We start from the raw sequence: 22062 nt of genomic DNA, 5'->3' as shown, positions 1-22062 counted from the left end.
GAAACGAGCGCTGCATGATGAATCGCGCCAAAAATCAGGATGTAGCCAATTAATCTTTTCGATTCATGGCCGTTTTTGATTGTTGCTAATATAAAAGTTAATTTATAGGAGCTTGTCTGCTTTGTAATATTATAGCGTATTATTCGGTATAATTATGGAGATAAAGTATGGGCGCCCTGACCTATGTTAAAGCACATTTGCTAAGAAATATCGATGCCAGATATGAATTAGCGATGAAGGATTCTTTTGATGTTAATAAAGTTCAAACCCAAATCGCGAAAAAGTTGAAAAGTATTAATAACTCAAATCATGTTTATGATCTACAAAAATCCAGTAAATATAATAATATGATGGTCGAACTGGAAAGTAAAAAACAATCCTCCTGGCGGTCTGTCAGTGAAGGCAACCAGATCCCTGCTCAAGATTTAAAGATCGCTACGCAGATGGGTGCTGGGGGTAAGCTTGGACTACCTGATGAAATTATTAATCATATGAAATCGCCAGAACAGGTAACCATAAAGAAAAATGAATTACTTGCGCATCTGGATACCATTCTCGGCTGTTCAAACATGACGGAAGTTAATGCGACCAATAAGATCAGATCGGTTACCACTAATCTGCAATATCTTTCTGACTATAATCATATTGAAGAAGATAAAAGCGCATTTAAGGCACTGCTGCAACAGCCTATTGCCGGTGAAAAATTCAGCGCGTTTGGTAATCATAAAATCGACAGCGACACGCAATATAATGCCGTCATGGTGCATTTGCACACCATTAAGCTGTGGATGAACGAGCAAAACCCAACCGGCACGAATGAGTAAAATAGTCATTATGATACCCAAATAATAATGTGGATATATTATGTTTACTATTAATCGCTCCAGAATTAACGTAAATACTGATACCCTGCAAAGTGCTATCCATAAAAAAGAGCACAACGCTGCGTTATCTGAAAAATCTTTCAACAAGCTGATAAAAATAGCGAACACGCATTACAAATTTAATAACGGTGAAGCTGGTTTTATTTTTGGTAAGAGTGTGTGCGGGAAGAACATAAACTATGAAGGGGTTTCCCGGTTAGTTGATACGCTTAAAAAAGTCACCTCCTTGAAAAGTGAATCATTTATTAATAACCAGATCGGCCTGTGGCAGAACAATGCTGAAAAGTTATTAATAAAAAATGAAGCGATCGGCAGCAGCAAAGCGCTTACTGATAGTAGCAAAGCACTTATCGGCAGCGGCGCAAGGGGCGTTGTGTACCGGGATGGCGATTATGTCATCAAGGAAATGAAATTTTTTGATCCCCATAAAGCGCAGCATGAAGTAACGCTATGCAACGAATACAATAAAAAAACCGGTGGCAGCGAACTGGTTGCGACAATGATTGATGGCGGGATAAAAATGCCGTTTTTGCACGGCACGCGGCCTGGTTTTTCAGAAACCCTTGCTGGCGTGAAAGAGATGTACAACCAAGGTTTTTTCATTGCCGATCCTAAACCCGACAATTTTTTAAAAACGGCAAAGGGGAACGTGGTTCCCGTCGATTTTGGTCTGGTTTTCAGTAAGAACAACCTGGAAGATTTAAGTCACGAGTTAAAAAAAGAAATCGTCTACGACTATATTAAAGGCGGTTATCGTCATGTTCCCGATGATTTAAAACCAGAATACGTCCGCGTAATCAACAGCTTTGATTTATCGCTGGGTAAAGATAGCCCAATGCGAAAAACAAATATTAAAGCTCTAACCCGCGCGGGTTTTGGCCTGGCGCGCTGAAAACCGGGCAAGCGAGCTCGCCCGGTTCACCTCTTTCATTACTCACCTTCACCAGGGAACAGGAACGGGTTAATGGAGCTGCGGGCAAAGCCCTCCTGCTCCATACGCGCGTCCAGCACCAGCGAGGCCAGATCGTCTGCCACCGGCTCAACGTTCGGGTCTTTTTCCTGATAAAGAATTTTCAGGTAAGTTCCGCAATCGCCGCAGGTTTCGGTTTTGATGGCCGACTGTTCGCTGTCCAGCGACCAGTAATGCAGATCGCGTGTTTGCTCGCAGTTGCTGCACTTCACGCGGACCACGTGCCACTCGGTTTCACACAGGTTGCAGTGCAGATAACGCAGCCCTTGAGTGGTACCGATATGCACCATACTGGAAACCGGAATCGAGCCGCATACCGGACAGAACTGACGTTGTTCGCCATATTCCGCGCGGGCTTTGCCGGGGATCAGGCTGGCCATCTGCGCCCAGTACAGCGATAACGCTGCCCAGATAAACGGCGCTTTATCGCTGCTCACTGACGCAAAATCCGTGGCAAACAGCGCGCTGGCCATCGCCTCAAGTTCCTGGGACGATGCTTTTTCCAGGTTCTCTATGACCGCCAGCGCCGTGCCGCTCATCTCCGGTTTCAGTTCGGCGATCAGCGAATGCAGCAGCTTCTGCCAGTGCGCATCGCGCGGCAGGACATGAATGTCCAGCGGCGGTTTACTCTGGTCGTTGGCTTCTTTGATGCGGGTGGTGAGATCCATCTGTAACGGATGGTCGTATAACACCACTTCCTGCGCGTGGGCGATCAGCGCGGCAAAGCGCAGATAATCGCCAAGCGGATTGCTTTCCGCCAGTTGACGCAGCCGCTCAGCACGGCGGTTATAGAGGTTTTTGAGTCTGGGGAAAAGCAGCGGCGGGATCATATCCGCCGCGCGTTTCTCGCTCTTTTCCAGCTCATCTTGCGGAATTATGCGAATACTCATTCAGGTGACTTATCCTCTTTCTGGCGGACTTCACGGTACCAGCGCGGGTGATGTTTCTTTGCCCACGAGCTGGTTACCCAGCCTTCCACCATCGCGGTTATGGTGCCTTTAACCCATAGGGCGGCGTAGATATGCACCATGATAACCACAATTAACCCTACTGCGGCAAATGAATGCAGCATTAGGGCAAAGCGGATCACCGGGATTGAGAAGACCGGCGCGAAGTACGGACGCCAGATAATCACACCGCTAACCAGCAGCAACACCAGCAAAATAATCGCCGCCCAGAACACGCATTTCTGGCCGAAATTATAACGCCCGGTATCGCCCACCTCGTCGTTGACGATGATCTTGCGAATGTTCTTCGCCCAGAAAATATCGTCGCGATTGATGAGGTTATGATGCCAGTAGCGGAAAAACATAATGATGAACGAGGCAAACATCACCACACCGACAAAGGGGTGCAGAATGCGCGCCAGCTGCGGCGTACCGAGAATGTGCATCAGCCAGTTGAAGGACGGGAAGAAAAAGCCCAGCCCGCTCACCGACGCCAGCACGAAGCAGAAGGCGGTGACCCAGTGGTTGATGCGTTCCGGCGCGGTGTAGCGCACGATGGTGTCACGTTTTCTCATTTGCGCACCTCGTCTTTCTCTTCATGCAGATTGTCGTCCTCTTCCTCTGCGCGGTTCGGACCGACACCGACGTAGTGGAAGATACTGGCCGCGAAGGTTGCCGCAAAGCCGACAGCCGCGAGCGGTTTCCAGATGCCTTTCCAGAATTTCACCGTGGCGCTGATTTCCGGGTTTTCCGGCAGGCCATGATAAAGATTCGGTTTATCAGCGTGGTGCAGCACGTACATCACGTGCGTCCCGCCAACGCCTGCCGGATCGTACAGGCCTGCATTGTCGTAGCCGCGCGTTTTCAGTTCGGCCACACGCTCACCGGCGAGGTTCTTCATATCCTCTTTAGAGCCAAAGTGGATAGCCCCGGTCGGACAAGTTTTCACGCACGCTGGCTCCTGGCCGACCGTTACGCGGTCCACGCACAGGGTGCATTTGTAGACGCGGTTGTCGTCCGGGTTCATGCGCGGTACATCAAACGGGCAGCCCGCAATGCAGTAGCCGCAGCCGATACACTGTTCCGACTGGAAATCGACGATGCCGTTAGCGTACTGAATGATTGCCCCTTCAGACGGGCAGGCCTTCAGACAGCCAGGATCGGCGCAGTGCATACAGCCGTCCTTGCGGATCAGCCACTCCAGTTTGTCGTTTTGTTCCACTTCCGAGAAACGCATCACCGTCCAGGATTTAGCGGTCAGATCCGCCGGGTTGTCATACACCCCGACGTTATGTCCGACTTCATCACGGATGTCGTTCCACTCAGAACAGGCCACCTGACAGGCTTTACAGCCGATACAGGTGGTGACGTCGATGAGCTTCGCCACTTCCAGCTGGTGATCCCGCGCCTGAGGCGCGGGGGTGAAACCGTTAGTCGCGGAACGACGGATAATGTCTTGCGATTGATAAGCCATGAGTCGTCTCCGTTACACCTTTTCCACGTTCACCAGGAACGCCTTAAACTCCGGCGTTTGCGTGTTTGCATCACCGACAAACGGCGTCAGCGTGTTGGCGATAAAGCCTTTCTTCGCCACGCCCTGATAACCCCAGTGGATCGGGATACCGATGGTATCAACCTGCTGACCGTTCACGTTCAGGGTACGAATACGTTTCGTCACCACCGCCTTGGCTTTGATATAGCCACGGTTAGAGGAGACGCGCACGGTATCGCCCTGGGTGATGCCCAGCTTGCCCGCCAGTTTTTCGCCGATCTCCACGAACTGTTCCGGCTGCGCAATGGCGTTTAGCAATGCGTGTTTGGTCCAGTAGTGGAAATGCTCGGTCAGGCGATACGTGGTGCCGACATACGGGAACTTATCCGCTTTTCCTAACGCATCCGCATCGCCTTTAAAGATACGGGCGGCCGGGTTAGAAATAACGTTCGGGTGCAGCGGGTTAGTACCCAGCGGCGTTTCGAACGGCTCGTAGTGTTCCGGGAACGGACCTTCAGCCATTTTATCAATGGCAAACAGGCGACCTACACCTTCCTGCAGCATGATAAACGGCCCGACATCGCTGCCTGGCGGCGCGGTGTTGTAGTCCGGAATATCGGCCCCGACCCACTTACCGTTGGCGTAAGACAACAGCTGGCGTTTCGGATCCCAGGGTTTACCCTGCGGATCAGCGGAGGCGCGGTTATACAGGATGCGGCGGTTCAGCGGCCACGCCCATGCCCAGCCCAGCGTATTGCCAAGGCCTGACGGATCGGCGTTATCGCGACGCGCCATCTGGTTGCCATCCGGCGTCCAGCTCCCGGCGAAGATCCAGCAACCACTGGAGGTGGTGCCATCGTCGCGCAGGTGCGCAAAGGAACTCAGCTGATTGCCTTTTTTCGCCAGCACATCGCCGCTGACCGGATCGATAATATCCGCCAGCGCTTTGCCGTTGGTTTCCATGGCCACTTCTTCCGCCGACGGGTTTTCCGGCGTCAGGTAGTTCCAGGACATGTTCAGCACCTGTTCCGGATTCGCTCCGCCTTCTGCGGCGTACATCTTGCGCAGACGCATGAAAATACCCGCCAGGATCTCGCCGTCGTTCAGCGCTTCGCCGGGGGCATCCGCACCTTTCCAGTGCCATTGCAGCCAGCGACCGGAGTTAACGATAGAGCCGTTTTCTTCCGCGAAGCAGGTGGACGGCAGACGGAACACTTCGGTCTGGATGGTGGACGGATCCACGTCGTTCTGCTCACCGTGGTTCTGCCAGAAAGTAGACGTCTCGGTGTTCAGCGGATCGATAGTCACCAGGAATTTCAGTTTCGACAGCGACGCGATCACTTTGTTTTTATTCGGGAAAGAGGCGACCGGGTTAAAGCCCTGGCAAAGATAGCCGTTGACCTTGCCCTCGTTCATCATCTCGAAATATTGCAGTACGTCGTAGCCTTTGTCCCACTTCGGCAACCAGTCAAAGCCCCAGTTGTTCTCTGCCGTCGCTTTGTCGCCATAGAAGGCTTTCATCAGCGAGACGAAGAATTTCGGGTAGTTGCTCCAGTAGTTGACCTGATTTTCCAGCAGCGGTTTGGTGGTGTTACCCGCCAGATAGGTTTGCAGATCGGCCTGTTTGTCATTCGGCAGCGTCATATAACCCGGCAGGCTTTGCGTCAGCAGGCCGAGGTCGGTCAGACCCTGAATGTTGGAGTGACCGCGCAGGGCGTTAACGCCGCCGCCTGCCATCCCCATGTTGCCGAGCAGCAACTGGATCATCGCCATCGTACGAATGTTCTGCGCACCGACGGAGTGTTGCGTCCAGCCGAGGGCATACAGGAACGAGGCGGTCTTATCGTGAACGCTGGTTTCCGCAATGTATTCGCAGACTTTCAGGAAGTCGGCTTTTGGCGTACCACAGATGTTTTCAACCACGTCCGGCGTGTAGCGGGAGACGTGTTTCTTCATCATGTTCCACACGCAGCGCGGGTGCGTCAGCGTGGTGTCGCGTTTTGCAAAGCCGCGCTCATCCAGCTCGTAGTTCCACGTCGCCCGGTCGTACTGGCGTTTGTCCGCGTCATAACCGGTAAACAGGCCATCGTCGAAGCCGAAATCTTCACGCACGATCAGGCTGGCGTTGGTATAGGCCTCGGTATATTCGCGGTTGTATTTTTCGTTGGTGAGCAGGTACAGGATCACGCCTGACAGGAAGGCAATGTCAGTACCGGGGCGGATCGGCGCATAGAAATCAGCGACCGAGGCCGTGCGCGTAAAGCGCGGATCAATCACAATCAGCTTCGCGCCATTATGGATTTTGGCTTCCATCGCCCAGCGGAATCCCACCGGATGTGCTTCAGCCGCATTCCCACCCATCACCACGATGAGGTTGGCGTTCTTCATGTCGACCCAGTGGTTGGTCATCGCACCGCGACCAAATGTTGGAGCAAGACTTGCTACCGTTGGTCCGTGTCAGACACGCGCCTGGTTGTCGACGGCTAACATGCCGAGTGCGCGGGTAAATTTCTGGGATAAATAGCCGGTTTCGTTGCTGGCGGCGGATGCGCAAAGCATACCGGTCGAGAGCCAGCGGTTGACGGTGGTGCCTTCTGCGTTTTTCGCAATATAGTTGGCATCACGATCTTCTTTCATCAGCTTAGCGATGCGATCAAACGCCTCATCCCAGCTGATACGCTGCCATTTATCAGAACCTGGCGCGCGATATTCCGGATATTTCAGGCGTGATTCAGAGTGGATAAAGTCCACCAGACCGGCCCCTTTCGGGCACAATGCGCCACGGTTAACCGGGTGATCCGGGTCGCCTTCGATATGGAAAATGGACGCTTTTGCGTTTTTCGCGCCGTCACCGAGGCTGTACATCAACAGCCCACAGCCGACAGAGCAATATGTGCAGGTGTTTCGGGTTTCACGGGTACGCAGCAGTTTGTACTGCCGCGTTTCCGCCAGCGCTACGCCAGGGGCAAAGCCCAGCGCTGCTGCCGTCGTGCCTGCCATACCGCCAGCGCAGATCTTAAAGAACTGCCTTCTGCTGACCTGCATGGTCACTCCTTCGTTATTTCGACATTTACTCGTGTAGTTATACTTTGCGGCTGGCGCCGCAAAGGTTCAGAATTATGAGATCCCCTGCTTTCCGGCGGGGAATACCAGAAGAATACCACATTGTCATTAGGCCTGTTCCTGCTTGGTTAACAATTAGTGAACAATATGTGCCGTGAATGAAGAGGAAATTGTGACTGCTCTCATCGGATCCCGTTCCGTCGCGCTGTGGAAGCGTGAAGATTTGCATCAATCGCAGCCTGACGTGCTGGCAGAAGAAGTGCCCGTCGCGCTGGTTTACAACGGCATCTCCCACGTGGTGATGATGGCCTCGCCCAAAGATCTGCCGCAGTTTGCCCTCGGCTTTTCACTGTCGGAAGGAATTATTGACGCGCCGAACGAGATCTACGGCATGGACGTCGTGCCGGTATGCAACGGCCTGGAAGTGCAAATCGAACTTTCCAGCCGCCGCTTTATGGGGCTGAAAGAGCGCCGTCGGGCGCTGGCCGGACGGACTGGCTGCGGCGTGTGCGGCGTGGAGCAGCTCAATGACATCGGCAAACCGGTCGCGCCGCTGCCGTTTACCCAGACTTTTGATCTTGCCTTGCTGGACGACGCCCTGCGCCATCTGACAGATTTCCAGCCGGTAGGCAAACTCACCGGTTGTACGCATGCGGCGGCCTGGCTGCTGCCGTCCGGCGAGCTGGCGGGCGGGCATGAAGATGTGGGTCGCCATGTGGCGCTGGACAAACTGCTCGGGCGTCGGGCGCAGGAAGGCGCACGCTGGCTGCCGGGCGCGGCGCTGGTTTCCAGTCGTGCCAGCTATGAGATGGTGCAGAAATCCGCCATGTGCGGCGTCGAAATCCTGTTTGCCGTTTCCGCCGCGACGACCCTGGCGGTAGACGTCGCGGAACGCTGCAACCTGACGCTGGTGGGTTTTTGTAAACCGGGGCGGGCGACGATTTACACCCATCCGCAGCGCGTAAAAGGCCTTTAAAAGTAAATCAAAAATTTTGAAGTTTATCGGCAAATCCTTCCGCTATTCGTTGGGGATAAACAGGTCTACTATTTATCACATCAAGGCGACACGCCTTATCTCAACAAATAACCTGAAGGATAGACATCATGAAAAACATCAAAACTTTCGTTGCAGTTATCGCGCTTACCGCATCATTTGGTTCTTTCGCTGCCCAGTCAGTGTCCGTAACTGACAGCACCCTGTCCGGTGCCGAAGCGCAGATCGCCGCGAAAGCAGAACAGGCTGGTGCATCGTCTTACAAAATCACCGAAGCCTACAACGGCAACCTGATCCACATGACCGCAGAACTGAACAAATAAGTCTTCAACGCTGCTGTCCCTGCTCTGCTGAGCGGGGACAGGCTTCCCGCCCCGCATTACGCCTGCATCAACGCCATAAAATCGTCATACCCCGCTAATGCCGCGATCCGCTGTGCCGGATAACGATGCATCACGCTTGCCACAAAACTGAAAATTTTTAGCTCCTGCCGCGCCGTTGCACTCGCACAGGCGATGAGCATATGCGCCACCGGCTCGTGATTGATGATCACCGGATGATTCAGCGTAATAAAATAGCCGCAAAACGCCGCCCGATCGTCGCTCCAGCAGTGGGGGATGGCGAGCTGATTGACGATCAAATTCTCGCCCTCCTGTTCACGTTCACACAGCCGCACCGCCTCATCATGGCTAATCAGCCCCGTCGCGCTGAGCTGGCGGCACACGGCCTTTATGATCTCACCCCAGTGTTGCGAGGGGGTATTCGCATAATGAAAACTGCCCTGCGCCGGAAACAGCCGGGTGAGGTTATGGCGGATAAAAGCGGTTTCCACCGCATCTTTTATTTGTGCGATGCCCGCAGGCGCGATCATGTTTTTGAGGGTCACACAGTTTTTAAGGCTGTCGTCAGGACGGAAATGGCTGTTATTGATGACGCACACCGGCGACAGTGTCAGCATCAGTTCATGGACGTCACTCAGGCTGCGCGCGATAACCACCCGGCAGTTCAGCACTTCGCGCTCAATGGCCATTTTGTTGATGGTGGCAATCGCATTCTGATCGGACAGCAGGATCACCGGCTGGCGTTCGGTCTGATGACGTTCAAGGCTACAGGCAAAATAGAGGCCGATAAGATCGCTGTCGAATACCGGCACGTCCAGCTGGTCGCGCAGCAGGGCGATAAAGCGAATGCTCATATCAAAAGCGGCGGGCCAGGCGGTTTTAAGAGGGTTAAGACTGTGCTGCCGGCTCTCCGTCAGCCATACCGGCGTGGCCGCACAGCGAAGTAAATGTCCGGTCAGATTGTCGATAAGCGTCGCGTCGATAATGGCGGGCGGATGGTTATCGCGAACTTTTTCCAGTAATGCCGCGATGCGCTGCGGTGTGACTTTACGGGCGCGGGATTGCAGCATCTCCAGAATGGCGGTCAGGGTTTGCAGCGCAGGCGGGCGCAGCGACAGGCCCATCCCTTTCACGCAAGAAACGAGCGCATCGCTGACGCGGATCGGCAGTGGAGCCTCGAGCTGGTGACGCAGGGCATACACCGCCTGGATCACGCAGCCCAGATAATCGCCGTGAATATCGGGGTACTCGGCAAGGACAACCGCCTCGTCCGCCGCGGGAAAATGGCTACGCAGCGCCAGCAGACCGGGATCTTTTTTCAGCAGGCTGGCGAGAATAAGCACCCGTTTTACTTCCGGCTCAGCAATGAAATAGCCCGCCCCGGGGCGTGCGGCAATCGTAAAGCGCTTTGCATAGCGCTGTTTCAGACGCGCCAGCTTATCGGCTATCCAGGTTTCCGGCAGGTTCAGTGCTTCTGCCAGCCCGCGGCGGGTGGTAACGGCGTTGAGCAACAGTTCCGCCAGCAGACGATCGTCGTTGTCGTGGCGCTGCAACAGCCTGAAATAGCTGCCACGATCGAAAATCTCCAGCTGGCAGAGGCCGTTACCGGTGGTGATACGCGCTTTGCCGCTAAGCGTCAGGTTAAGATAATCCACATCACGCAACAGCGTGCGCGTTGATACGCCCGCCCGGCGCGCCAGTTCTGCCAGCGTCAGCGGCTGGTTTTCCAGATGTTCCAGCACGGCGAGCTGGCGTTCGTTGAGCATCAGGCGATCTCAGTAAAAATCCGTCAGCGCGCGGACGTTTTCGGCAGTAAGCGATAACAGCAGATCGCGCACCAGCGTCAGCGTGGCGGCATAATCCCGGGCGGAGATCATGCCGCTGGTGGCATGGAGATAACGTGTTGGCAGACAGAGCGCCACCACGGGTCGCCCGCCGCCCATCACGTTATAACGCCCGCCATCCGTCGCCCCGGTTTTCATGGTGCAGCACTGTAGCGGCGTGTCGCTGTGGACAGCGCACGCCCTGACCATGCTCACCAGTTTCTGATTCGGGAAATAGCGCTTATCGAACAGCATCATCGCCGGGCCATCTCCCAGCCGCAGCGGGTATTTTATGCTGTCGATCCCCGGCACATCCCCCGCCACCGCGGTATCGAGAACGATCACCATATCCGGCCTGATACGCTCCGCCGAGGTTTGCGCCCCGCGCAGGCCGACTTCTTCTTCGACGCTGCCGACGCCGTACAGCGTGATGTCCGGGTTATCCACGCTGGTAAGTAACTCCACCATCAGCGCGCAGCCCGCGCGATTATCCAGCGCTTTACCAACGATTTTGTCGTCGCCCCAGCGGGCAAAATTCGCCTGCGGGCAGATAAAATCGCCAATGGCAACGCCGCGGCTTTTCACCTCATCGCCGCTTGCCGCGCCAATATCAATGAACATTTCGTCAAAGGTTAACGGCTGCTGCTTCTGTTTTTCCGACAGCGCGTGGGGCGCAACGGAGCCGATCACGCCGGGGATTTTCTCGCCGTGGCGGGTACGGACAGTGACGCAATGATTGAGCATCGACTGGCTCCACCAGCTGCCGATGGTCTCGAAGCGGATAAATCCCTGTTCGCTGATGTGCGTCACCATAAAACCGACTTCATCCATATGACCGACCACAGCGACCTTCGGCCCGCGCGTGCCTTTGCGGGCAATCACGCTGCCCAGCCCGTCAAACGCGATTTCATCGACGTGCGGCGCAAGCGCGGCGATCAGCAACGCGCGCACGTCCTGCTCGTCACCGCTGACTGCGCTGGCTTCACACAGGCTTTTCAGTAATTCAGTGTTCACAGGTCACCTCCTGTTGGGTGGCTTTGCGTTTCAGCCACCATCCTTTCAGGACAATAATCAGCACGATATTCATCATCAGGCCGCATCCCAGCACCAGATAAAAGGAGCCCGCCGGTGACATCAGGCCAATCAGCGGATCAAAAACCCCCAGCCCCGGCGCGAGGCGTTGCAGCCCGAAGCCGATCACCAGCATGCCGGTAATGCCGCCGGAGAGCGTATTGGCGGTGATCATCGGCAGCGGCGCGGCCAGCGCATAGGGAATAGCGGGTTCCGTGGCGACGGTTGCGCCCACCACGATGGCGCTGCTGGCGGCAGCTTTTTCCTGTGCGGTAAACAGCTTAGGGGCCAGATAAGTGGCAATGCCCGCCGCGACGGGCGGCATTAGCGCCACTACGCCGACGATGGCGTACCAGTCATAAATGTGTTTTTCCAGCAGTGAAAAGCAGAAGAACCACGCGGTTTTGTTGATCGGGCCGCCCATGTCGAACGCCAGCATCGCGCCCACCAGAAAGGCCGCACCGAGCTTCATTGACGGCGGAATAGTATTCAGGAAATGCAGCAGACCGCCCATGATGTCGGACATCACCGGGCCGACCACGTAATAGGTCAGCACGCCGAAAACCAGCAGCGTCACAAAGGGGATGAGCATCGAGCCGAGCAGTGGCTGCAACGCCTTGCCGAGCTTCACTTTGCGAAACCACAGCACGAAATAGCCTATCGCCAGCCCCAGCACCACCGCGCCAAGAAAACCGGCGCCGGACTGCGTGCCCAGCAGCGCTTTATCATTCGCCAGGTAGCAGACCAGAAAGGCTGGCGCGAAGGCGGGTTTATCGGCAATGGACGCGGCAATATACGCGCCCATCACCGGGATCATAAAGGTAAAGCCGAGATAGCCGATGGACTCCACCACCCAGGTAAAAGAGGGCGCGCTTTTCGCCATATCGGTATACGGCAGCCCCATCTGCACCAGCATATTGGCAATGGCGACCAGAATACCGCCGCCAATCACAAACGGCAGGGCGGCGGAAACCCCGGCCATTAAGTGACTCATGACGCTGCCGTGCTGGACGTCCTGTTTACCCAGTTTCACGTTGCTATCCGCCGCGAACAGCTGCGATTGCGCGGGTAAGTCGGTAAAGATCTGGTCGATATTTTTCAGCGCCTGCGAAATAGGGAGCTGATAGACCCGCTTACCGGCGAAGCGCGCGCGATCCTCGGCGCTCAGGCCGCGCCCGGTGGCAAGAATGACGTAATCCGCCGTACGTATCGCTTCATCGCTGAGGCGATTTTCCACGCCGCTGGCCCCCTGCGTTTCCACCTGTATGCTGTACCCGAGGGCGCGGGCTTTCTGCTCCAGCGCCTCGGCCACCATATAGGTATGCGCAATGCCTGCGGGGCAGTTGGTGATCGCCACCAGGCGTAACGATGTCTCCATGAAAAGCTCCTTATTCACTCAGGGTCTGATTAAGCAGCGAGAGAATGTCGCCCATGCCGCCCTGTTTGAGCTGCGTGATAAAATCCGCATGAATGAGTTTGCGGCACAGGGTGCCGATCATTTTCACCTGATCTTCTTCTCCGGCCTGCGGCACGCCGAGGCATATCCAACAATGCACGGGTTCATCATCGCTGGCCTGCCAGTCAACGCCCTGCGCTTTACGGGCAAACAGTACGAACGGCTGCGTGACACAGGCGCTTTTGCCGTGCGGCACCGCAATGCCTGCGCCAAAGCCCGTCGAGTGCAGCTTTTCGCGCAGCAGGAGGGTTTGTAAAAATGCGTTGCGATCGCTGATGAATCCCTGTTTTTCCGCCATATCCGCCAGCTGTTTCAGCACGGAATAGGCGCTGTTACCGCTGATATTAAGGTTGATGTTGTCTGCTGTGAGTTGCGCCATCTTGTCACTCCGTTGATCTCGTTCACGCGATTGTAAGCGGCGGTGGGCGGTGCGCTGAGCAGGGATATGTCCGTCAGGCATGACATATTTCTTACAGGTGAAAGGTAAATTTGCGAGGTGGGGCACATTTAATAATCATATTATTCATCCCGTCCTGATTATTAAAACGACAAATACAACAGCATGTAAGAGTTATGCCTTATTTTAATTTATATATAAAAATATTATTGATTCCGCTAATTTTATCGGTAAATAGCCATAATTCATCCGGCATATTTATGATTTAATAAAACACAGATTTCCAAATCTGGTACTTATGTTATCTCGCTCACGATCCTTATATTGTAAGCGTTTACATCACCCTGATGTGATCATATTATTTTTTTCACCTGCATTGATATTAATACAAAACGTGAACGCCCTGAGGTAAAGCGGAGTTTTTATGTTTCGTTTAAATCAATAAATACAAAATATCATTCATCGTAATTATTTTGACATCAAGGCATCGCTTATTACAGCGACACCGAACTCTACTTTATTTCAAGGAATGTAAATAATGAAGAAAAGAATCCTGGCAGTGGCAATAGGATTAAGTATGTGTGCGGGTTCCGGTTGGGCAAAAACCAGTAACAGCAGTATTGAGCAGCGTTTACAACAGCTTGAAGCGCGTCTGGCCGCCGCGGAAAACCGTGCGGCGGCGGCAGAAAATCAGGTTCAGCAGCTTAAAGTTAAACAGGCAGCGGAAATCAAAGAGGTCAAAGCGGCACAAGGCAGTATTCGTGTTGAAGCCGTCGAAGCCTCTAAAGAGGAAGTCCGTAAAAATGCGACATCACCAGCATTGTCTCTGGCAGGGTATGGCGATCTGAAAATCTATGGTGATGTTGAATTCAACATGGATGCTGAAAGTAACCATGGCTTAGTCGCCATGACCAATGCCGATCTCCAGAATGACCCGACCAATGAACAGTGGGATTTGAACGGTCGTATTAAAGTGGGATTTGAAGGTAATCGCACTTTAGATAACGGCTATTTCGCCGGTTTCCGTGCCGAGCCGCTGGCAGATATGACGGGCACCATGGACCTGGATGACGCCATGTTCTTCTTCGGTCAGAAAGACGACTGGGCGGTGAAAATGGGTCGTTTCGAAGCCTACGATATGTTCCCGCTGAACCAGGATACCTTTGTTGAGCACTCTGGTAACACCGCCAACGATCTGTATGACGATGGCAGTGGCTACATCTATATGATGAAAGAAGGCCGTGGTCGTTCTGATGCGGGCGGCAACTTCCTGGTCAGCAAACAGATTGATAACTGGTATTTCGAGCTGAACTCCCTGCTGGAAAACGGTACCTCGCTGTTTAACGAAGACGGTTATCATGGCCGCGATGTGGAACATGAGAAAAACGTCATTTACATGCGTCCGGTTATCGCCTGGTCGCAAGATGCGTTCTCTGTCGCTGCAGCGATGGAAAGCAACGTGGTTAATAACGCCTACGGTTATACCGACGATCATACAGGCAAATTTGTCGATCAGTCCAATCGTACCGGTTATGGCTTAACCATGACCTGGAACGGGCTGAAAAATGACCCGGATAACGGCATTGTCGCTAACCTGAACGCCGCGTATATGGATGCCGACGAAGAGCAGGATTTCACGGCGGCGGCTAACGTGCTGTGGAAGCGCTTTGAACTGGGCTACATCTATGCGCATAACAAAATTGATGATTATGCCGGCATCATCTGCCGCGATGAGAACTGCTTTATCAACGATGAAGGCACCTACGATATTCATACTGTTCACGCCTCTTATCAAATCCCGAACGTAATGAATATGCAGAACTTTAATATCTATCTGGGGGCGTATTACTCCATCCTCGACAGCGATGAGAGTGCGGAGCATCGCTCCGACGATGATGATCGTTACGGTGCCCGTGTGCGCTTCAAATACTATTTCTAAATTTGTCTGAAGCGAGAACCGTCAAAATGCCTGCCTTCACCCGCAGGCATTTTTTATGTCAGCGGTTTTGAGGCTGGACGACCCGATAACGTTGCGGGACACTAGCGGCATTCATCAGCCTCTGACACGGAAAATTATGTCGTTAAAAGCTATCGCCAAAGAACTGGGCCTGTCGGTGACAACGGTCAGCCGCGCTCTGAACGGTTATGACGATGTTTCGCAGGAAACGCGCGCCCGCGTGGAGGCTGAAGCGCAGCGCCGGGGGTATCGTCCCAATACCTTCGCCCGCCGCCTGAAAATGGGCAAAATCGACGCCGTCGGACTGGTGTTTCCGGTGCATCCCGTGCCGCTCAACAACAGCGTTTTCATGGATATGGTGGGGGAGATCAGCCACGAACTGGCGCAGCATGAAATCGATCTGCTGCTGATTGCCGATGACGATCTGGCAGACAAGCACAGCTACATGCGCATGGTGCAGAGCCGCCGCGTGGATGCGCTGATCGTCGCCCATACGCTGGATAACGACCCGCGTCTTGAGCAGTTACAGGCCGCGCGTTTTCCTTTTCTGGCGCTGGGCCGCAGCCAGCTCTCCGAGCCTTACGCCTGGTTTGATTTCGATAACCATGCCGGTACCTGGCGTGCCACTCGCCATTTGATCGACCAGGGGCATCAGCGCATTGCGCTGCTGGGGGAAAATAATACTCAGGCTTTTATCACCCAGCGGCGAAACGGCTATCTCAACGCGCTCAATGAAAGCGGCCTTTCCCGCGAGTGGCTGCGCGTCATGCCGCCGTCGCGTCGCGCAGGGTATAACGCCACCCGTGAACTGCTGGCGTTGCCGCAGCCGCCTACCGCCATCATCACCGACTGCAACACCCACGGCGACGGCGCGGCGATGGCGCTGGCACATGCCGGGCGTCTGACCGGCGACAATCGCATCGCGCTGATTGTCTACGACGGTTTGCCTGCTGACAGCATTGTCGAGGTGGACGTGGCGGCGGTGATCCAGTCCACCCGCCAGGGCGTGGGCCGTCAGATCGCCGGTATGGTGCGGCGGCTGATTGCCGGTGAAGATCTCGCCACATTACAGGTGCTGTGGCAGCCGGAATTCCGTCCGGGTGTCACCGCCTGACACAGCTTTCTTTACGCTAAATTCCCACGCCGATCACAAATCCGAATCGTTTTGGTTGGCATCCGAAACGTTTCGGATCAACGATGACATCATCAACACTCAGGAGATGATGCATGGAAACGTCGATTTTACGCCTGCAAAGCGCCACGGTGGATGTGGTGATCAAAACCCGGCCGTTCGCCGAAATTCTCTACTGGGGCGCGCATCTTGCCGACTTTTCGCCGCAGGATGCGGCCAGCCTTGAGCGCCCGGTGGCCAATGGCAAACTGGATGTCGATGCCCCGGTCACGCTGATGGCGGAGCTGGGTCACGGTCTGTTTGGCTCGCCGGGTATCGAAGGCCATCGCAGCGGGCTGGACGGTTCCCCGGTGTTTACCACCACGCAGGTCGAACAGCATGACCAGACGCTGATTATCATCAGCGAAGACACGCAGGCGGGCCTGCAACTGCGCAGCGAGATCGCGCTGTCGGCGAGCGGCGTGCTGAAAATCCGCCACGGACTGACCAATAACCGCGCGGGCGACTGGCAGGTGGATCGCCTGGCGGTGACATTGCCGATCGCCGAGCGCGCGCAGGAGGTGATGGCGTTCCATGGCCGCTGGATCCGCGAATTCCAGCCGCACCGCACCACACTCTCACACGACAGCTTTGTGCTGGAAAGCCGCCGCGGGCGCAGTTCACACGAACATTTCCCGGCGCTGATCGTCGGCAGCCCCGCCTTCAGCGAAATGCAGGGCGACGTGTGGGGGGCGCATCTCGGCTGGAGCGGTAATCACCGTATGCGCTGCGAAGTGAAAACCGATGGCCGCCGCTATTTGCAGGCGGAAGCGCTCTATCTGCCGGGAGAGATGGCGCTTGCCGAGGGCGATACCCTGTGGACGCCGTGGCTGTACGCCAGCTATTCGGTAGCCGGTCTGAATGGCATGAGTCAGCAGTACCACCGTTTCCTGCGCGAGGAGCTGATCCGCTTCCCGCAGGACAAGCCGCGACCGGTGCACCTCAACACCTGGGAAGGCATCTATTTCAACCACTCGCCGGCCTATATCATGCAGATGGCCGACGAGGCGGCGGCGCTTGGCGTTGAGCGTTTTATTATTGATGATGGCTGGTTCAAAGGCCGCAACGACGACCGCGCGGCGCTGGGAGACTGGTATCTCGACGAGCAAAAATACCCCGACGGCCTGAAGCCGGTTATCGATCACGTTAAGCATCTCGGCATGGAGTTCGGCATCTGGGTCGAGCCGGAGATGATTAACCCCAACGCCGATCTCTATCGCGCCCATCCGGACTGGGTGCTGGCGCTGCCGGGTTATCCGCAGGCCACTGGCCGTCATCAGCTGGTGCTGAACCTGAACATTCCGCAAGCCTTCGATTATCTGCTGGAACGCATGAGCTGGTTGCTGGGCGAGCACGACATCGACTATGTGAAGTGGGACATGAACCGCGAGCTGGTGCAGCCAGGCCATCAGGGCAAAGCCGCCGCCGACGCGCAAACCCGCCAGTATTACCGTCTGCTCGACGCGCTGCGCAGCCGCTTCCCGCACGTGGAATTTGAATCCTGCGCCTCCGGCGGCGGGCGTATTGATTACGAAGTGCTGACCCGCTGCCACCGTTTCTGGGCGTCCGATAACAACGATGCGCTGGAGCGTAATACGATCCAGCGCGGCATGAGCTATTTCTTCCCGCCGGAAGTGATGGGCGCGCACATCGGCAATCGTCACTGCCACGCCACTTTCCGCCAGCACAGCATCGCGTTCCGCGGCCTGACGGCGCTGTTCGGCCATATGGGGCTGGAGCTGGATCCGGTGTGCGCCGGGGAAGAGGAACGTGCAGGCTATCGCCATTACGCGGCGCTCTATAAGCAGTGGCGGGGTCTGATCCATTCCGGCACGCACTGGCGCGTAGACATGCCGGACGCCACGACCCAGGTGCTGGGGGTGGTCAGCCAGGATAAGCAGCAAGGGCTGTTCCTGGTCAGCCAGTTAGCGATGCCGGATTACAGCCTGATGATGCCGTTGCGGGTGCCGGGTCTGGAGAGCGGGGCGCGTTATCGCATCACGCTGCTGGACGATCCCAACATTCAGCTGACCGGGGCGGGCGGCCATACCATGCGCAAACTCCCGGCATGGATGACAACAGAGCAAACCGTCAGCGGTGAATGGCTGAAAGTGGCGGGTCTGGCCTTACCGGTTCTCGATCCGGAAAGCGCCATTCTGATTGGTTTCGAACGCGTATGATCGTGCAGGGCCGCCACGCGGCCCGTAGCTGAGGGATTAACATGAATACCACCGACTCTACCCATAAAAATAACCCTAATTTCTGGATTTTTGGCCTGTTCGTATTCCTCTATTTCTTCATCATGGCGACCTGTTTTCCGTTTCTGCCCATTTGGCTGTCCGACATTATCGGCCTGACCAAAACGGAAACCGGCATCGTCTTCTCCTGCGTTTCGCTGTTTGCCATCGCCTTTCAACCGGTGCTGGGGGTGATCTCCGATAAGCTCGGCCTGAAGAAAAACCTGCTGTGGGTGATCTCGGTGCTGCTGTTTTTATTTGCGCCCTTTTTCCTCTACGTTTTCGCGCCGCTGCTGAAAACCAATATCTGGCTGGGGGCGCTGAGCGGCGGGGTGTATATCGGCTTTGTTTTCTCGGCAGGCTCCGGCGCGATTGAAGCCTACGTGGAGCGCGTCAGTCGCAACAGCCATTTTGAGTACGGCAAAGCGCGGATGTTCGGCTGCCTCGGCTGGGGGCTGTGCGCCTCGACGGCGGGGATGCTGTTCAGCGTCAACCCGGAATGGGTGTTCTGGATGGGCTCGGCGGCGGCGCTGGTGCTGATGCTGTTACTGTTTATCGCCCGACCACAGCAAAACCAGACCGCGCAGGTGATGAATGCGCTGGGCGCTAACCAGCCGCAAATCAGCGCGAAAATGGTCTTCAGCCTGTTCCGCCAGCGCAGAATGTGGATGTTCATCTTTTACGTGATTGGCGTTGCCTGCGTGTATGACGTGTTCGATCAGCAATTTGCCACCTTCTTTAAATCCTTCTTTGCCACTCCGCAGGCGGGTACGCAGGCCTTTGGTTTTGCAACCACCGCCGGAGAAATGTGCAACGCCATCATCATGTTCTGCTCGCCGTGGATCATTAACCGCATCGGCGCGAAAAATACCCTGCTGATTGCCGGGGCGATCATGGCTACGCGAATTATCGGCTCCGCCTTTGCCACCACCGTGGTGGAAGTGGTGGCGCTGAAAATGCTGCATGCGCTGGAAGTGCCGTTCCTGCTGGTGGGCGCATTTAAATACATCACGGGCGTGTTCGACACCCGTCTGTCTGCCACGATCTACCTGATTGGCTTTAACTTTGCCAAACAGATGGCGGCGATTTTTCTGTCAGCCTTTGCGGGGAATATGTATGACCGGATTGGTTTCCAGGACACCTATCTGATCCTCGGCAGCATCGTGCTGGTGGTGACGATCCTCTCCGCCTTTACGCTCACCGGCAAACCGATGTTTGGTCGCATGGTGGGCCGCGTCGCGGAACGGTAAATAAACGGCGTTAAACGCAATAGTTAACGCCGTTTACTGTGTGAACAATCACATTCGCATTTAATTCGCTGGCCTATACTCCGCTGATATTTTAACGGTGGAAGATGTCAGTGAATAATATTCAGCGGCTATTACAGTGCATGATGACAGGGCTATTTTGCGATAGCGCTGTTCGTGCATGGCTGCGTAAAATTTGCTGGTTTACGTCTGTTCCTTCCCTCGAAAAAGATGACGCCGTAATTCATGATGCGCTGGATGAAAATACCGTCGTCGGCTGGGCGCAATTATGGTCAAGCGCCGGAAAACTCTGCGCGTCAGTTTATCGCCCCGCCGCGCCGTTAATAAAAATGTCTCACCGCATGGGCTACGCCGCCCGCCTGCACAGCCGTAAACGTCACGAGCTGGCCTTCCTGTTCCGTATTTCCAGCCTGCACCAGCGGATGGCCTGTCATCACGCCAGCGGCGCGTCGGACGACGCCGCGTTTCGGTTATTGGTTTCCCCTCAAAGCACAATGCGCGCCTTCGCCATTGTGCTTTTTTTATTGCCTCAATCTGACCCTGTAAGGAGTTTCTATGTTTATTGTTTGCGTCGCCGCCTGCCCGACAGGCATTGCTCATACCTATATGGCAGCCGAAGCGCTTGAGCTAACCGGGCGTCAGCGCGGTCATGAAATCAAAGTCGAAACCCAGGGCAGCATGGGGATCGAAAATGCGATTACCGAAGACGATCTGGCACGGGCGGATGGGGTGATCATCGCCGCGGATGTCGCCATTACCGACAAAGCGCGCTTCGACGGCATGATCAAGCTGGAGTGCAGCGTCTCAGATCCCATCAAGTTTGGCGATGCGGTATTTGACGCCCTGGAGCAGGAGCACGCTCATGGCTAAGTTCAACGGCGGAAGCGGCCCGTCAGCGGGCACCGAAATCAAAAACGCCATCATGACCGGCGTCTCCTGGATGCTGCCATTTGTCATCGCCGGGGCGGTGATCATGGGCATCGCGCGTATCGGCGCCTCTCTATATGGCATTGATAATATCTGGGATGCCAGCCACGGCGAGGCGGCGAGCCTGGTGGTGCAACTACTGCATAAATTTGACGGTTTTGGCGGCATGGCACTGTCGCTGATGCTGCCGGTGGTGGCGGGCTACATCAGCTTTGCGATAGCCAATAAGCCAGGGCTGGCCCCCGGTATGGTCGGCGGGTTACTCGCCAGCAATCTGGGTACCGGTTTTCTGGGTGCGCTGGCGGCGGGCTTTGTCGCAGGCTATATCGTGCGCGCCCTGACCCGCCGGGTGCGTTTACCTAAAGCCTTAGCCTCTGCCGGGCCGATATTTATCCTGCCGGTGGGCGGCACGCTGCTCACCTGTTTAGTGATGGCGTTTATCATCGGCACGCCGCTGGCGGCGCTCAATCACGGCATGGAAAACTGGCTGCTGGCGATGTCCGGCGCGAACAAAATTATCCTCGCGGCGGTGGTCGGCGGCATGGTCGGCTTCGATCTCGGCGGGCCGGTCAACAAAGCGGCGGTGACCACGGCGATGGCGCTGCTGGCCTCGGGTATTTACGATCCCAATACCGCCGCGCAAGTGGCGATTATCGTGCCGCCCATTGGCCTGGGCGTTGCCACGCTGCTGTGGGCGAAGCGCTTTCCGGAATCCCTGCGAGAAGCCGGCAAAGCGTCAACGCTGATGGGGCTTATCGGCGTCTCGGAAGGGGCGATCCCCTTTGCCCTCGCCAACCCGAAAATCATCATTATTAACGTCGTCGGATCGGCCACTGGCGCGGCGATGGCCGTCGGGCTGGGGGCGGTCAACCATGCGCCGATCTCCGGCTTTTATGGCTGGCTGGCGGTAAGTCACTGGCCGGTATACGTGCTGTCGATTGCCACCGGCGCGGCGATTATTGCCGTCGGCTCCTTGCTGGTCTTTCGCAGTGAAAACGACGCGGAAAATAAATCCGTTGCCGCCGCGCCGACATTTAAAGCCGGTCGCTAAGCCTCGCCCGAAT

Annotated in this window: 19 protein-coding genes; 11 read left to right on the top strand and 8 right to left on the bottom strand. The window is 55.5% G+C overall.

Annotation, left to right across the window (positions count from 1 at the left end):
* Positions 1–167: 167 nt before the first annotated feature.
* Both KW828_RS14055 and KW828_RS14050 read left to right on the top strand, forming a co-directional pair.
* The gene (locus KW828_RS14055; RefSeq protein ID WP_218336927.1) at positions 168–824 is read left to right on the top strand and encodes a hypothetical protein; all 657 of its coding nucleotides are present in this window, start codon (positions 168–170) and stop codon (positions 822–824) included.
* A 40-nt stretch (positions 825–864) separates the two neighbouring features.
* A complete protein-coding gene (locus KW828_RS14050) occupies positions 865–1776 on the top strand; it encodes a hypothetical protein (RefSeq protein WP_218336926.1) in 912 nt (303 codons plus the stop codon).
* 38 nt (positions 1777–1814) lie between these two features.
* Here the strand turns inward: KW828_RS14050 and fdhE are convergent, their stop codons facing one another.
* The 4 genes from fdhE to fdnG are packed head-to-tail and all read right to left on the bottom strand — an operon-like array spanning position 1815 to position 7338.
* A complete protein-coding gene (gene fdhE / locus KW828_RS14045; RefSeq protein ID WP_218336925.1) occupies positions 1815–2744 on the bottom strand; it encodes a formate dehydrogenase accessory protein FdhE in 930 nt (309 codons plus the stop codon).
* Positions 2741–3376 carry a formate dehydrogenase cytochrome b556 subunit gene (gene fdoI / locus KW828_RS14040; RefSeq protein WP_218336924.1) on the bottom strand — a complete coding sequence of 212 codons (636 nt, stop codon included), beginning with the start codon at positions 3374–3376 and terminating at the stop codon, positions 2741–2743. Before fdoI ends, fdhE begins: the two co-directional genes overlap by 4 nt.
* Positions 3373–4275 (bottom strand): formate dehydrogenase subunit beta, encoded by a 903-nt coding sequence (fdxH, locus tag KW828_RS14035; RefSeq protein WP_088222180.1) that lies wholly within the window; start codon positions 4273–4275, stop codon positions 3373–3375. Before fdxH ends, fdoI begins: the two co-directional genes overlap by 4 nt.
* A 12-nt stretch (positions 4276–4287) precedes the next feature.
* Positions 4288–7338 carry a formate dehydrogenase-N subunit alpha gene (fdnG, locus tag KW828_RS14030; protein ID WP_218336923.1) on the bottom strand — a complete coding sequence of 1017 codons (3051 nt, stop codon included), beginning with the start codon at positions 7336–7338 and terminating at the stop codon, positions 4288–4290.
* A gap of 163 nt (positions 7339–7501) precedes the next feature.
* Between fdnG and fdhD the strand changes: the two genes are divergently transcribed.
* Both fdhD and KW828_RS14020 read left to right on the top strand, forming a co-directional pair.
* Complete coding sequence (fdhD, locus tag KW828_RS14025) at positions 7502–8332, top strand: formate dehydrogenase accessory sulfurtransferase FdhD (RefSeq protein ID WP_218336968.1); 831 nt, start codon at positions 7502–7504, stop codon at positions 8330–8332.
* 128 nt (positions 8333–8460) lie between these two features.
* Complete coding sequence (locus KW828_RS14020) at positions 8461–8673, top strand: DUF1471 domain-containing protein (RefSeq protein ID WP_218336922.1); 213 nt, start codon at positions 8461–8463, stop codon at positions 8671–8673.
* 56 nt (positions 8674–8729) lie between these two features.
* Here KW828_RS14020 and KW828_RS14015 read toward each other — a convergent pair whose 3' ends face one another.
* From KW828_RS14015 to KW828_RS14000, 4 genes are read right to left on the bottom strand one after another with little or no spacing between them, the layout of a single operon-like run.
* Positions 8730–10457 carry a putative frv operon regulatory protein gene (locus KW828_RS14015; RefSeq protein WP_218336921.1) on the bottom strand — a complete coding sequence of 576 codons (1728 nt, stop codon included), beginning with the start codon at positions 10455–10457 and terminating at the stop codon, positions 8730–8732.
* Positions 10458–10466: 9 nt separating this feature from the next.
* Positions 10467–11528 carry an aminopeptidase gene (locus tag KW828_RS14010; protein WP_218336920.1) on the bottom strand — a complete coding sequence of 354 codons (1062 nt, stop codon included), beginning with the start codon at positions 11526–11528 and terminating at the stop codon, positions 10467–10469.
* Positions 11518–12963 carry a PTS fructose-like transporter subunit IIBC gene (locus tag KW828_RS14005; RefSeq protein ID WP_218336919.1) on the bottom strand — a complete coding sequence of 482 codons (1446 nt, stop codon included), beginning with the start codon at positions 12961–12963 and terminating at the stop codon, positions 11518–11520. The genes KW828_RS14010 and KW828_RS14005 overlap by 11 nt, the downstream gene beginning before the upstream one ends.
* A gap of 10 nt (positions 12964–12973) precedes the next feature.
* Complete coding sequence (locus KW828_RS14000) at positions 12974–13420, bottom strand: PTS fructose transporter subunit IIA (protein ID WP_218336918.1); 447 nt, start codon at positions 13418–13420, stop codon at positions 12974–12976.
* Positions 13421–13976: 556 nt separating this feature from the next.
* Between KW828_RS14000 and KW828_RS13995 the strand changes: the two genes are divergently transcribed.
* The 7 genes from KW828_RS13995 (at position 13977) to KW828_RS13965 (ending at position 22049) form a co-directional block, all read left to right on the top strand.
* Entirely contained in the window at positions 13977–15377 is a 1401-nt protein-coding gene (locus KW828_RS13995) for a carbohydrate porin (protein ID WP_218336917.1), read from the top strand.
* A 136-nt stretch (positions 15378–15513) separates the two neighbouring features.
* Positions 15514–16509, top strand: a complete 996-nt coding sequence (locus KW828_RS13990; RefSeq protein ID WP_218336916.1) for a substrate-binding domain-containing protein — start codon at positions 15514–15516, stop codon at positions 16507–16509.
* Between the two features lie 113 nt (positions 16510–16622).
* On the top strand, positions 16623–18746 hold the full coding sequence (locus tag KW828_RS13985) for an alpha-galactosidase (RefSeq protein ID WP_218336915.1): 2124 nt from the start codon (positions 16623–16625) through the stop codon (positions 18744–18746).
* A gap of 41 nt (positions 18747–18787) precedes the next feature.
* Positions 18788–20053, top strand: coding sequence for an MFS transporter (locus KW828_RS13980; RefSeq protein ID WP_218336914.1), 1266 nt, complete (start codon positions 18788–18790; stop codon positions 20051–20053).
* Positions 20054–20157: 104 nt separating this feature from the next.
* Positions 20158–20697 carry a hypothetical protein gene (locus tag KW828_RS13975; RefSeq protein WP_218336913.1) on the top strand — a complete coding sequence of 180 codons (540 nt, stop codon included), beginning with the start codon at positions 20158–20160 and terminating at the stop codon, positions 20695–20697.
* Entirely contained in the window at positions 20627–20941 is a 315-nt protein-coding gene (locus KW828_RS13970; protein ID WP_218336912.1) for a PTS fructose transporter subunit IIB, read from the top strand. The genes KW828_RS13975 and KW828_RS13970 overlap by 71 nt, the downstream gene beginning before the upstream one ends.
* On the top strand, positions 20934–22049 hold the full coding sequence (locus KW828_RS13965) for a PTS fructose transporter subunit IIC (RefSeq protein ID WP_218336911.1): 1116 nt from the start codon (positions 20934–20936) through the stop codon (positions 22047–22049). Before KW828_RS13970 ends, KW828_RS13965 begins: the two co-directional genes overlap by 8 nt.
* The last annotated feature ends 13 nt before the right edge of the window (positions 22050–22062 follow it).

Source organism: Enterobacter sp. ENT03 (genome assembly GCF_019218745.1).
Classification (GTDB): Bacteria; Pseudomonadota; Gammaproteobacteria; order Enterobacterales; family Enterobacteriaceae; genus Enterobacter_D.
Note: the sequence above shows the minus strand (reverse complement) of the source record. Positions and strands in the feature narration are given on the sequence as shown.